The organism is Rhodococcus sp. P4_F3_2, from assembly GCF_056401335.1.
Window position 1 is genome coordinate 66,827 of the sequence record NZ_JBFUJN010000007.1, and the last position, 12,542, is coordinate 79,368.

The 12,542-nt window shown below is 62.2% G+C and carries 15 protein-coding genes; 4 read left to right on the top strand and 11 right to left on the bottom strand.

Annotated elements, in window-relative coordinates:
• Positions 1–27 precede the first annotated feature (27 nt).
• The 7 genes from AC1DWA_RS09735 to AC1DWA_RS09765 are packed head-to-tail and all read right to left on the bottom strand — an operon-like array spanning position 28 to position 5,825.
• Entirely contained in the window at positions 28–1,158 is a 1,131-nt protein-coding gene (locus AC1DWA_RS09735; RefSeq protein WP_020905913.1) for a steroid 3-ketoacyl-CoA thiolase, read from the bottom strand.
• Positions 1,155–1,991: an SDR family NAD(P)-dependent oxidoreductase gene (locus AC1DWA_RS09740; RefSeq protein WP_133728605.1), complete on the bottom strand. Its 837-nt coding sequence runs from the start codon at positions 1,989–1,991 to the stop codon at positions 1,155–1,157. The genes AC1DWA_RS09735 and AC1DWA_RS09740 overlap by 4 nt, the downstream gene beginning before the upstream one ends.
• 1 nt (position 1,992) lies before the next feature.
• Positions 1,993–3,201 carry a DegT/DnrJ/EryC1/StrS family aminotransferase gene (locus AC1DWA_RS09745; RefSeq protein WP_019746553.1) on the bottom strand — a complete coding sequence of 403 codons (1,209 nt, stop codon included), beginning with the start codon at positions 3,199–3,201 and terminating at the stop codon, positions 1,993–1,995.
• 32 nt (positions 3,202–3,233) lie between these two features.
• Positions 3,234–4,415: a lipid-transfer protein gene (locus AC1DWA_RS09750; RefSeq protein WP_020905910.1), complete on the bottom strand. Its 1,182-nt coding sequence runs from the start codon at positions 4,413–4,415 to the stop codon at positions 3,234–3,236.
• Positions 4,412–4,825, bottom strand: a complete 414-nt coding sequence (locus tag AC1DWA_RS09755; RefSeq protein WP_020968218.1) for a hotdog family protein — start codon at positions 4,823–4,825, stop codon at positions 4,412–4,414. The genes AC1DWA_RS09750 and AC1DWA_RS09755 overlap by 4 nt, the downstream gene beginning before the upstream one ends.
• Positions 4,822–5,250, bottom strand: coding sequence for a Zn-ribbon domain-containing OB-fold protein (locus tag AC1DWA_RS09760; RefSeq protein WP_020905908.1), 429 nt, complete (start codon positions 5,248–5,250; stop codon positions 4,822–4,824). Before AC1DWA_RS09760 ends, AC1DWA_RS09755 begins: the two co-directional genes overlap by 4 nt.
• Entirely contained in the window at positions 5,247–5,825 is a 579-nt protein-coding gene (locus AC1DWA_RS09765; RefSeq protein ID WP_041814552.1) for an FAS1-like dehydratase domain-containing protein, read from the bottom strand. The genes AC1DWA_RS09760 and AC1DWA_RS09765 overlap by 4 nt, the downstream gene beginning before the upstream one ends.
• 65 nt (positions 5,826–5,890) lie before the next feature.
• Here AC1DWA_RS09765 and AC1DWA_RS09770 point away from each other — a divergent pair, with 65 nt between their 5' ends.
• A complete protein-coding gene (locus AC1DWA_RS09770; RefSeq protein WP_020968216.1) occupies positions 5,891–6,604 on the top strand; it encodes a TetR/AcrR family transcriptional regulator in 714 nt (237 codons plus the stop codon).
• Here the strand turns inward: AC1DWA_RS09770 and AC1DWA_RS09775 are convergent.
• The 4 genes from AC1DWA_RS09775 to AC1DWA_RS09790 all read right to left on the bottom strand — a co-directional run bounded on the left by AC1DWA_RS09775 (position 6,591) and on the right by AC1DWA_RS09790 (position 9,690).
• Entirely contained in the window at positions 6,591–8,063 is a 1,473-nt protein-coding gene (locus AC1DWA_RS09775) for an MFS transporter (protein WP_069147121.1), read from the bottom strand. The two genes, AC1DWA_RS09770 and AC1DWA_RS09775, sit on opposite strands and share 14 nt — an antisense overlap.
• 86 nt (positions 8,064–8,149) lie before the next feature.
• Positions 8,150–8,719 carry a TetR/AcrR family transcriptional regulator gene (locus AC1DWA_RS09780; RefSeq protein WP_007731538.1) on the bottom strand — a complete coding sequence of 190 codons (570 nt, stop codon included), beginning with the start codon at positions 8,717–8,719 and terminating at the stop codon, positions 8,150–8,152.
• A complete protein-coding gene (gene recR / locus AC1DWA_RS09785; RefSeq protein WP_003943917.1) occupies positions 8,719–9,339 on the bottom strand; it encodes a recombination mediator RecR in 621 nt (206 codons plus the stop codon). The genes AC1DWA_RS09780 and recR overlap by 1 nt, the downstream gene beginning before the upstream one ends.
• Positions 9,340–9,351: 12 nt before the next feature.
• On the bottom strand, positions 9,352–9,690 hold the full coding sequence (locus AC1DWA_RS09790) for a YbaB/EbfC family nucleoid-associated protein (RefSeq protein ID WP_003943929.1): 339 nt from the start codon (positions 9,688–9,690) through the stop codon (positions 9,352–9,354).
• Positions 9,691–9,799: 109 nt separating this feature from the next.
• Here AC1DWA_RS09790 and AC1DWA_RS09795 point away from each other — a divergent pair, with 109 nt between their 5' ends.
• The 3 genes from AC1DWA_RS09795 to AC1DWA_RS09805 all read left to right on the top strand — a co-directional run bounded on the left by AC1DWA_RS09795 (position 9,800) and on the right by AC1DWA_RS09805 (position 12,492).
• Positions 9,800–10,600: an Rv3717 family N-acetylmuramoyl-L-alanine amidase gene (locus tag AC1DWA_RS09795; RefSeq protein ID WP_477846656.1), complete on the top strand. Its 801-nt coding sequence runs from the start codon at positions 9,800–9,802 to the stop codon at positions 10,598–10,600.
• An 84-nt stretch (positions 10,601–10,684) separates the two neighbouring features.
• Positions 10,685–10,981, top strand: coding sequence for a hypothetical protein (locus AC1DWA_RS09800; protein WP_020905903.1), 297 nt, complete (start codon positions 10,685–10,687; stop codon positions 10,979–10,981).
• Positions 10,981–12,492, top strand: coding sequence for an alpha/beta hydrolase (locus AC1DWA_RS09805; RefSeq protein WP_477846657.1), 1,512 nt, complete (start codon positions 10,981–10,983; stop codon positions 12,490–12,492). Before AC1DWA_RS09800 ends, AC1DWA_RS09805 begins: the two co-directional genes overlap by 1 nt.
• Positions 12,493–12,542: the final 50 nt, after the last annotated feature.

Here is a 12,542-nt window from a genome sequence, read left to right on the forward strand (position 1 = left end):
GGCAGGTTCCTCAATCTTCGGTTCTTGTCAGATGCGTTCGAGAATCAGGCAGGTGGTTGCGGCGGACGCGCAGATCGCGATCAGTGCGATGGACTTGTTCCGGCGTTCCAGTTCGTCGATGACATTGGCCAACAGTCTGATTCCGGTTGCACCGGCCGGGTGGCCCAGTGCGATTGCACCACCGTTGACGTTCAGCAATTCGGGATCGACGCCGTGAACCTGCGCGAACGACATCGGTACCGAAGCAAATGCCTCGTTGACCTCGAACAGATCGATGTCGTCGATTGTCAGCCCGGTGCGTCCGAGCACGATGTTTGCCGCGTCGACGGGACCGTCGAGCATGAACTCGGTGTCACCGCCGATGACGCACTGCGCCAGTATCTTTGCGCTCGGCCGCACGCCGAGGGCCTTGGCTCGATCCTCTGACATCAGCAGAGCTGCACTCGCACCGTCCGAGACCTGCGAAGACGTTCCAGCGGTGTGCAATCCGCCCTTTCGAACGGTGCGCAGCTTCGCGAGCCCTTCGAGACTCGATTCGCGCAGACCCTGATCCCGATGAACCGGAACGTCAGAGCCCGGAGCGACCACATCGATGATGTGCGAGTCGAATCGGCCTGCCTCCCACGCCGCCGCCGCCCGCTGCTGCGAGCGCAGCCCGAAGGCGTCGAGATCCTCGCGGCTGAAACCGCGCTTGACAGCAATCCGATCGGCCGCGGTGTACTGGTCGACGGTATCGAGTGACCACGACTCCGGACGCGGCGTTCCCAGACCGGTACCCACCTTGTACGTCAACGGAGCGCGGGACATCAACTCGACACCGCACGCCACACCCACGTCGACTGCACCGATGGCAATCTGCCCGGCGATCAACTGCACCGATTGCTGCGCTGTGCCGCACTGCGCGTCGATCGTGGTGCAACCCGCTTTCAACGGAAGGCCCGCATGCATCCAGGACGTACGCACGATGTTTCCGAACTGCTCACCGAGAGGCGTCACACAGCCGCCGATGACCTGGTCGACCGCGTCAGGATCCACGCCCACCCGATCCAGCACGCCTCTCTGCGCATAACCCAACAGCTCCGCCGCGTGGACTCCGGACAGCCAACCCTCACGCTTGCCGAACGGCGTTCGTGCTGCGTCCACGATGACGGGCTTCATGCCAACTCCTCGGTTCGTAGTGCCGTTCCGTCCAGACCGCGTACGGTCAGGGACCACTCGTCGATCAGGTCCAAGCTGACGCTCGAGCGCGCGGTGAACTCGGTGTCGCAATCACACAGCGCTGTGACCGCTTCCACCATTTCTTCCATAGATTCGACCTGATCCGGCCGGATAGTCTCACCGACCAGGACTCTGGCGCCCTCACTGAGCACCGCTGCCCGCGGTTGAACCGTGTTGACGCGAACCCCCTGGCCGTAAAGTTCCACGCCCATGCCGTTGCTCATCCTGTTGAGCGCTGCTTTGGACGCGCCGTACACGGTCATGGCAGTTCCCGGTTCGACCCACGTGAACGGCGGGCCATGCCACGGTTTGACGGTGCCGCTGGACACGTTCACGATCCAGCCGTATCCGTTTGCCACCATCCCCGGCACCACGGCTTGCATCAGATCGAGCGGTGCATGGACATTTGCCTCGAACATCAAACGTCGCCGCCGCAGTGGGTAATCCGACAGCGGCTGATAGATCGCCGCTGCCGCGTTGTTCACCAGGATGTCGATCGTCCCGCCAAGCTTCTCGATCGCCAGCGGCACCACCGTGTCGCGCTGCTGCTCGTCCGTCAGATCTGCGACAACTATCTCGACTTTGGTTCCGTACTTGGCAATTCGAGCCGCAGTCTCTTCGAGACTGCCCGGCAGGGTTGCATGCGTGCCGAGCGTCCGAGCCACGAGGGCGACGTCGGCACCCTCGGCTGCCAGTCGCTCTGCGACGCCCGCACCGATTCCGCGACTGGAACCGGTGACAAGCGCTCGGCGGCCGTCAAAGCGCCTCGTCATGCTATTTGAACTTCGAGGCGAAGCGATTGATGCTCTCCGCGATCCGGGCAACTTCGTCTTCACGCAGGCCGTGACTCATGCCGAGTGTCATTCCTCGGGCGAAAACCGCGTCGGCTTCCGGCAATCCTTCGGCCGGCTGACGGAACTCGATGTTGTTCATCATCGGGTGACGAGTGACGTTGCCGCTCCACACAGTTCGTGTGTCGATACCGTCGGCCTCGATGGCTTCCTGCAGGTCGCTGCGCGTGAAGGGGGCGTTCTCGTTGATCATCACCGGGTAACACAGCCACGCCGTGTCGAGACCGTCGAGTTCTACCGGCGTCGTGAAGAATTCAGGATGGGCGCCGTATGCCGCCGTGAAGGCCGCAAACGTTGCCTTACGCGTCTTGTAGTTCTCTTCCAGCTTGTCGAGCTGCACGACTCCGTAAGCTGCGCCGAGTTCGGAGGGCTCGAAGTTCCATGACATGAGCTCGAAGATGAAGTCGTTGTCGTAGTCGACGCCGTCGAGTTCTTCACGGAAGACTCGGCCGGACTTGGTACTACCGAACAGATTCGGCTCACTGCGACGGCCCCAGCGGCGAAGCAGGAGCGCCTTGTCGCGGCTGGCTTCGTCGTCGACGCACACCATTCCGCCGGTTCCCGCGCACGTGATGATGTGTGCCATCGAGAAACTGGTGACGACGATGTCCGCCCGGGAGCCGGTGGGAGTGCCGCGGAGCGTGGCACCGATCGCGTCACACGAATCCTCGATCACCTTGAGTCCGTGACGATCTGCGATGTCACGAATGACGTCCCAGTCCGGGCAGTTGCCGGCGAGGTTCGGCATGAGGATGGCACCGGTTTTTTCGGTGACCATTGCCTCGATCTTGGTGACGTCGACGTTGAACGTGTTGGGTTCCACGTCCACGAACACCGGCACCAGACCGGCACGCACGATCGGTGCGATGTCGGTGGAGAACGTCAACGGCGACGTGATGATCTCGCTTCCCGCAGGCAGTCCGAGCAGCTCGACTGCCAAGTACAAACCCGAGGATCCCGAGTTGCACATGACGCCGAACCTCTTGCCTGCCAAGGCCGCGATACGTTCTTCCATCTCGAAGACGTTCTTGCCGATGCGCAATCCTTGATGCCCGCTGCGCAAGACGTCGACAACCGCCTGTATTTCTTCCTCGCCGTGTGTAGCCCTGGCGTAGGTGATCCGCTCACTCATCTGGTTCCTGCTTTCTCGAATTGGCGGCAAATTCAGCGATCTGCCGAGAGGACGAGCGCACTGTGCGGGACGGGAGAGCCGCCGGTCACGAGCACGTTGTCCAGAGTTTTGGTGGGTTGATTGGTGGAAGTGCCGCGGATCAGGCGTACACCTTCGGCAATACCGTTGACGCCGTGGATGTATCCCTCACCGAGTTGACCGCCGTGGGTGTTGATCGGCAGGCGACCGTCCAGCTCGAGATTGCCGTCGGCGATGAAGTCTTTTGCCTCGCCTCGACCGCAGAATCCGTACTCCTCGAGTTGAAGCAGAACCATCGGGGTGAAGGCGTCGTAGAGAATTGCGGCGTCGATGTCGTCCGGGCCGATACCGGCCTGGTCCCACAGTTGGCGCGCCACGAGTTCGACTTCCGGCATGCTGTCGATGTCTTCGCGGTAGTAGCTGCTCATCGAAATCTGTTGTGGACCTACACCTTGCGCAGCACCGCTGATGATCGCTGGTTTGTGCGGCAGGTCGCGGGCGCGCTCCGCGCTGACGATGACCAGCGCCTGTCCGCCGTCACTTTCCTGACAGCAGTCGAGCAGGCGGATGGGGTCGGCGATCATGCGCGAGTTCTGATGATCCTCGATGGTGATCGGGCGTTCGTAGAACCAGGCCTTCGGGTTGTTCGCGGCATGCTTGCGTGAGAGAACCGAGATCTGACCGAAGTCGGCGCTGGTTGCCCCGTACTTGTGCATGTAGAGCTTGGCGAGGAAGGCTTCCTGCTGCGCCGGCGTCAGAAGCCCGTACGGGTTGATCCAGTTCCGATACTCCTGGTCCGTCGACGCGTTGTACGCAAAGGGTGGTGGCCCGGCGCCGAATCGGTGACCTGATCTTTCGTTGAAGGCACGGTAGACGACCACGACGTCGGCGACACCACTGGCGACGGCAAGCGCGGCTTGTTGAACCGGTGCGCAGGCACCGCCGCCGCCGTGTGGAATACGACTGAAGAACGTCAGTTCCGGGATCCCGAGAGCGCGTGCGACCGCAATCTCGGGATTGTTCTCCATGGTGAACAGTGCAAATCCGTTCACCTCTTCTGCCTCGATGTGAGCATCGTCGAGCGCGGCGATCACGGATTCGCACGCCAACTGCCATTCACTGCGGCCGGAGTTCTTGGAGAACTCGGTGGCGCCGATCCCGGCGATGGCGGCTTGCCTCGAAAATCCTCGTGTCATGCGATTACCCTTTCCGCCGGTTCGAGAGTCACGTCGGCTGTCACGTGCGTTCCGCGAGCGTTCTTGCCGAGAACCGTCACGGTGAGCGTCCGGCCGTCGGTGTCGATCACTTTGCCGGTGAACGTCATGGTGTCTCCGGGAAAGTTCGGAACACCAAGCCGTAGTGATGTTTTGACGATTCGCGATCCCGGGCCTGACCAGTCGGTGATGTAGCGGTCGATGAGCCCGTTGGTGGTGTTGATGCTCATGAAGATGTCGGGAGTTCCGCGATCCTGCGCCTTGCCCGGATCGTGATGCACGTCCTCGAAATCCTGAGAAGCGATCGCCGTGGCGACGATGAGCGTTCGGTCCAACGGCAGTTCGAGGCTGGGAAGGGTCGAACCTACCTCGTAATCAGAAAGATTCGTCATTGCACCGATCCCCGTCGCCTCAGTTGCGGCAGCATCTCACCGTGAGCGTGCTCGGAGAACGCCACTTCGAGTTCCATACCGAATTCGAGTTCCTCGTGATCGATGCCCGCGATGTCGGCAACCAGACGCGTGCCTTCTTCGAGATCGACGAGTCCGACGGCGAGCGGGTACTCGAAGGCAGGATCCTTCGGGTGATGAATGACCGTGAAGCTGTGCAACGTGCATCGCCGCGTGGATTCGACTGTGTCCCAACTGAACGAGCGGCATTCCGGGCAGGCGGGCGCTGGCGGGTGGCGCAGAGTCTTGCAATCCGCACACCGTTGGATCTCGAGGCGACCCTCTTTGGCCGCGGAGAAGAAGAAATCGTTGTCGTCGGTGACGGTGAGTCTCGGCACCGCGGTGTGGCGGGAGCCAGTCTCGCTCATGCGATTACCTCCTGGGCTTCGGGCTTGGTATCTGTCTGGGCATCTGGTTTGAATCTGAGCAGTCGAAAGCGCTCTTCGACCAGCGTCTTTCCGTCCTGGTCCACGTACTTCTTGAACAGAGTGATGAAGCACCCGTGACCGAGAGCCGTCTGTTTGAACGGTGAGATCGCTTCGATGGTGAAATATGCGGTGACGTGGTCTCCGGGACTCAACTCCGCGAAATACTCCTGCTCGACGTTGGTCGCGACTACGGACGTGTAGCCGGCCTCGTCCAACAGCCCGAGTAGTCGTGAATAGGCGAAATCCTCGGAGGCTCCGTCGGCGCGAAGTTGTTGGACCTGCCGATAGCGGCGGTAGCCCGCCATCACCCAGGTCGAGATCATCGCGGGTGGGCAGACGACGTCTCGACGACCGGTGCTGCGAGCAGCTTCGGCGTCGACGTAGATCGAGTTGCGGTCGTCGTGTGCCTCGACCCAGTTGCGGATCATCGCCTCGTTGACGGCGTAGCGGGCGACGCGGGGTGGTTCGGCCTCTGCGCCGATGAAATTCGGAAACTGCGTCTGCAGGCTCTGCACTGAAATCCTCCGTGAACGAAAGTTGAGCAAGCGCTTGATTTTGAAGCTAGCATAGGAATCCGGAAGTGGAAACACGCGATCTCACCGACGAATTGGTTCGAGCCGGAGCCATCAGGCAGGATTGCGCTACGTTCGACGCCGGCAGCCCGGCACCCGCGAAACCCTGCCCTGAGCAGGACCGACAACCAGTGGAGATTTCAGTGGCATCACCAGATCGTCGGGAGAAGATCCTGGAGAGCTCAGCCGAGCTGTTCGCCAGGAAAGGTGTCGCCACCACGACCGTTCGCGAGATCGGCGACGCCGCTGGTGTGTTCTCGGGCAGCCTCTACCACTACTTCAAGTCGAAGAATGCGATAGTCGCCGAGCTCATGCGCGGCTTCATCACCGACATTCAACTCCGCTTCGATCAGGTGGAGAAGACGGCGAACGACCCCGAGGACGTCCTACGCGGCCTGATCCGCGAGACCCTGGTCGTCATCGAACTGCACCCGCACCCGACGGCGATCTACCAGAACGATCGGGCGTATCTACGCGACAACGATCTCCTGCAATCCGTCGACGGACCTTCCCGCCAAGTCCGCGAGCACTGGATGAAAGCGATCGCCGAAGGCGTCGATCAGGGAATCTTCCGCAAAGACGTGGCCCCGGAGATTTTCTATCGATCGGTACGAGACACCCTGTGGTCGACCACGCATTGGCCGGACCGCCAGAAATACACCACCGAAGAGTTCGCGGATCTGATGATCACACTCTTCCTCTCGGGATTCAGGGTCGCCTGACGAGATCCGGCAGGTCCAGATGTTTCGGGGTTCGCCCCTGCGGCAACAGGATCGACACCGCGAATACGACCACCGCGCAGCCCGCGCACACCAGGTAGGCGACGGAGAACCCGGTCCACGACGTGGAATGTTCCGAACCGCTGATCACGAACGCGGCGAGGATCGTTGCCACCGTCGCGCTGCAGATCGTGCTTCCGGACGTCCGCAGAAGTGAGTTCACCCCGTTGGCTGCAGCCAGTCGCTGTCGAGGCACGGCAACCAGAATCAGCAGCGAGAGCGTGCTGTAGACGATGGCGGTCCCGACTGCTGTGATACCCAGTGCTGCAACCACTCCCCACAGTGGCTTACCGGCAACTGCGTGAATCCCGTACCCGCCGGCGAGGAACACGGCACCGGTCAACATCGCGGTCCGTGAACCGAAGCGGTCGGTGATCCGCACCGCAACCGGTGAGAACAGCACCATCGCGATACTCGCCGGAATCTGGCAGAGCGCCGCCGCGATGATCGACAGGCCGTACCCGGCGCCCGGCCCCTTCATCCCCTGGAGGAGTTGTGTAGTGATCAGTGTGTTCCCGAAAAATGCGAACCCGACCAGCAGAGCCGCCAGATGCGGGATCAACACCGCACGTTTCACGAGAGCGCGGACGTCGACCAGCGGATTGACGTTGCGCCGCTGTTGAATTACCCAGAGCGTGAACAGCACCGCCGACGCGGCCAGCATGGAGATCACCGCTCCGCTGGTCCATCCCCAACTCGACCCCTGAGTGATCGGCACGAGCAGAGCGATCATCGCGGCGCTCAGACCGACAGCCCCGACGCCGTCGAATCTTCCCGACGGATTCGGCTCGGACTCTCGAATGAACAGCACCGCAGCAAGAGTCACGGACAGCCCGATGGCGGTGGTTACCCAGAACAGGACGTGCCAGTTCGAGTACTGCGCGATCATCGCAGAAAACGGTATGCCCAAAGCGGTTCCGACGCCGAGCGTCGAACTCATCATGGCCACTGCGCCATTGACCTTGTTGCGTGGCAATTCGTCACGCAGCATGGAGATTCCGATGGGGATGACCGCCGACCCGGCTCCCTGCAACGCTCTCGCGAAGATGAGGACAGCGATGTCCGACGACAGCGCACACAACATCGAGCCGAGAGTCATCATCGAGAAGGCAACCAGAAGCATCTTCTTCTTGCCGAACATGTCGGCAAGCCGGCCGAAAATGGGAGTGACGACGGCGCCGACCAGCAGCGTTACGGTCACCAGCCAGGACACGGCCGTGCGTCCAGCGCCTGTGAAGTGCGGCAACTCCGGCAGCAGTGGAACGATGACCGTCTGCAGAACAGCCTGGAACACGGCGGCGGCGACAACGATGGGGAAGAGGAAGCGGGAGCGCGGCTGCGCAAGACTCGCGTCGGGGGTGGTGGCTGCAGGCGTGCCCGGCGGACGGTCGAGCGTCGTCACCCCACACCGCCTGTTCCCACTAGGTAAATATCCGTTCACCTACATTAGGTGAACGGATATTTACCAAGCAAGAATTGTGATGCCGCTCACCCGTCGAGCAGCTTTTGGACAAGTGGTGCGTACAGCGCAACCACTTCGTCCTGGGTGCCGGTGGCATGGCCGGCCATCATCCGTCGGCGCATGATCGCCACTCCGACCACCATCGACATCGCCAGTTCCGCGCGCAATCTCGCGTCGGGGCCGGACAGGCGAGCGGCGAGGGTGTCGATCATCTGCGTCGAATAGTTCTCGCGCAGCTTGCGGTTGCTCTCTTCACTGACGCCGCTCATGAACAACAAGCTCATGGACAGCGGCTTGTACGACTCCAACGGCTTGGTGAACAGCGAGACCATGCGCTCGCCGAGCGAGTCGTTCGGGGCGTCGAAGACCGTGACCGCCGCTGCCCGGAAGTCGACCAACTCGTCGTACAACTGCTCTTTGGAACCGAAGTACTTGATGATCAGCGGAGCGCTGACGCCTGCGTCTTCGGCGATGTCCTTGAGCGTGATTTCGCGGTACGGCCGAGTCGCGAATGCTTTCCCGGCCGACGCGATGATCTGCGCACGCGTCTGCTCGGACGTACGACGCACCTGCTGACCTTGCTCCGTGCCGCTCATCAAGCGTTCCGCGACAATTCACGACGGCCGGACAATGCCCGACCCAGCGTCAACTCGTCTGCGAATTCGAGATCGCCACCCATCGGAAGACCCGAAGCCAACCGAGACACCGTCAGCCCCGGAATGTCTCGCATCATGCGAACGAGATAGGTAGCTGTCGCCTCACCCTCCGTGTTGGGGTCGGTGGCGATGATGACCTCGGACACGTCGACGCCGTCCTCCTGATTTGCGATGCGAGCCAACAACTCCCGGATGCGCAACTGGTCCGGCCCGATCCCCGAGAGCGGATTGAGCGCACCGCCGAGCACGTGATAGCGACCCTTGAACTCACGGGTTCGCTCGACAGCCTGGACGTCCTTCGGTTCCTCCACGACGCAGATCACCGTGCGATCGCGACGTGCGTCGGCGCAGATGCGGCACTTCTCCTGATCGGACACAGTTCCGCACACCGTGCAGAACTGAACGCCGTCACGGATGCGCTGCAATGCATTTTTCAAACGGTCGATCTCGGGAGGCTCCACGGAGAGCAGGTGAAAAGCGATGCGTTGAGCGCTCTTCGGCCCGACTCCGGGAAGCTTCCCGAGTTCGTCGATCAGATCCTGAACCGGACCTTCGTACACGCGTTCTCGTTTCTAGAAGCCGGGGAGACCGGGAAGGCCTCCGCCGAGTCCGCCGGCCAACGGGCCGAGCTTCTCAGCAGCGACTTCCTGTGCTTTGCGCGAAGCGTCCTCGATCGCGCCGATCACCAGATCCTGCAGCGTCTCGACGTCTTCGGGGTCGACGACCTTGGGGTCGATCTGCAAACCGACAACCTCGCCGGTGCCCTTGACCGTGGCGACAACCAGTCCGCCACCGGCCTGACCGGTCACTTCGGCCTGAGCCATTTCCTGCTGCGCCGCCATCAATTGCTGCTGCATCTGCTGAGCCTGAGCCAACAGAGCAGACATGTCGGGTGCTCCACCTGGTTGCACGAGCGGTCCTTTCTACAGAGTTATCCCCACCAGCGTAGTCGGTGCGCGCTACCGTGAGCGGGTGCGCCGGAACCAGTCAGACACCGTAAAACCGTCAGGTAGGTCAAACATGGCATCACGTGTGTTCCGCTCCACTGCCCTGATCGCCGTGGTCGGGGCTGGGCTTCTGAGCGCTGCGTGCACGATTCCGACCGAGACTGCCGAGGCCACGACTTCGGTCGAGGTGTCTCCGCTCAGCACTGTCGCCGCTGACGTCACCGCTGCGCTCACCGGCAAGGTCGTCTTCCTCGACCCCGGGCACAGCGGGGCGAACGACGACAGCATCAACACCCAGGTCCCCACGGGCCGCGGCGGCACCAAGAACTGCCAGACCACCGGCACCAACACCGATGCCGGGTTCCCCGAGCACACCTTCAACTGGGAAGTCGCGAGCCTGGTCAAGAGCGAGCTCGAAAGCCAAGGCGCAACTGTCGTCCTGAGTCGACCCGATGACGTCAGCGTCGGATCATGCGTCGACGCACGTGCCGAAGCTGCCAATTCCTCCGGCGCCGACGTAGTGGTGAGCATTCACGCGGACGGCGCAGCAGCGGGGGCCGAGGGCTTCCACGTCTGCTACTCCGCGCCCCCGCTGAACACGGTGCAGGCCGGCCCGTCCGTCGCCTTTGCCGAAACCATGCGCGACTCACTCGTCACCGCCGGGCTCACCCCGTCGACCTACATCGGTGACGGCGGGTTGGCGCCACGCGCCGATCTGACGGGTCTCAATCTTTCGCAGCGGCCGTCGATTCTGGTCGAACTCGGCAACATGCGAAATGCCGACGAGGCAGCGCGCATGACGAGCCCGGACGGTCAGCAGGAGTACGCAACCGCCGTCACCAGCGGAGTCACCGCCTTCCTGACAACCCCCTGACCTCGCTACTGTGGAGAAATCCCGATTGTCCACAGGAAACTCGGCACCGTCCCGCTAGCCAGCTCACCTGGATACGGTTCTGCCATGGGGCCGATACTTCAGGTAGATTTCGCTGCTCTGCAGCAACTTTCAGCTGATCTGTCTCGAATTGCGGATCAGATCTCGGGGATCGATTCCGCCGGCCCGATTTTCGAAGCCGCGGCGGCCCTGAACTCGTCCGCTGTCGCGGCTGTGTCGACTGGGAATGCCGGCGTCATCGCCGACGCGTACCGGTACCTGGCTACGCAATTGGGACTCATGGCGTCGGGAACCGCTGCCGCAGCACGTCTGTACGACGCTGCCGAGGGCGAAGTGGTGTCCGAACTGCGCGGAGCCTACTGATGCAGCCCACCGTCGCTCAGCTTCGAACGTGGTCACCGGAGAAATTGCGCACGAGCACTTCGGAACTGATCGACATCGACCGGCAGATCGAAGCTCTCGGCAATGACGCCGGACGCAGCATCGACGCCGTCCGCGAATTCTGGCAGGGACAAGCGTCGAGCGCGGCGGCAGTGCAGTGGTCTGGCATCTCGCTTTCCTCGTCGCGGCTGTCGATTGCGGTTCGCGTAGTTGCGGATCTGTATGGCGGGGCGGCCAATACGATCGGGGCGGCGCGAAAATCAGTTCTGGACCTGGTCGAGGAGGCGACTCTCGAACACGGCTTGACGGTGTCAGACAGTGGAGCTGTATCGGCGCCTGAGACGAAGCAGCCGTGGAATCTGGCCGACGTCATGCAAGATTCCGAAAACGCCACGGCAGCAGAGATTTTTCAGCAGAGGATCTCCACTGCATTGACGGCACTCGACGATGAAGACAACCGGGCCGCGACTGCTCTGGGTGAGGCATTCCGGGAGATCGGATCACTCCTTGGCAATCAGACTGATCGCCTCAACCGCACTGTCGTCGACATCATCGATGGGAGGTCGACACTCCCCGGGACACCAACGGAGTTACACCGACTGTGGGAATCGCTCACTCCCAACGAGAAAGACGCGTTGGCGAGGTGGGATCCGTCCATCGGTAGCCGCGACGGCCTTCCCGCTCTCGACCGGGACTACTACAACCGGCGGTACCTCTCTGCGCTCGAGCAGTTGCCGGATCGAACGGTAGCTGCCGGATACACGGCCGTGCGCGGCGAACTGCGACCGGACACGTTCCTTCTCTCGGTCACGGATGGGCACGCCGTAGTGGCAGTCGGTAATCCCGATGCCGCCGACAACGTCGCAACACTGGTTCCCGGAACCGGCTCCGGGCTGTCGGACGTCGGCGGAGATCTGCAACGAACCAAGGCCATGTACGACGCGGCGGTCGCGGCGGCGCCAACGGAAGCCACATCAGTGATCCTGTGGTCCGGATACGACGCTCCCCCAGGCATTCCCGATGCAGCCTCGGATCGGTACGCCAACTCCGCGGCGCCGAGGCTGGACAGCTTCCAGGACGGGTTACGAACCTCGCATGACGGTCAGCCGTCGCACAACGTGGTGATCGGTCATTCCTACGGCAGCACCGTCGTCGGTGCTGCGACTACCCGTGGCGCTTCTCTCGATGTCGACGAACTGGTTTTTGTCGCAAGTCCGGGCGTCGATGTCGAGCGCGTGAACGAACTGAGCCTGGACGGCGTCGACTCGGACGAGGTGGCGCGCCATGTTCATTCGACGACGGCCTTCTGGGATCCGGTCCAATTGATCCCCAAGATCCTCGGAGTCCACGGGTTCGACCCGTCGGATCCGGAATTCGGCGCGCAGATATTCGCCGGATCACCCGGGCAGCCTGGGTTCGGAGTTCACAGCGACTACTGGGAAAGCAGAAACCCCGCACTCACCGAATTGGGGCGGATCATTACCGGCCCATGAAAGAAGGCGCCGTACCGGTGAAGGTACGACGCCATCTCGGTGATGCAGGA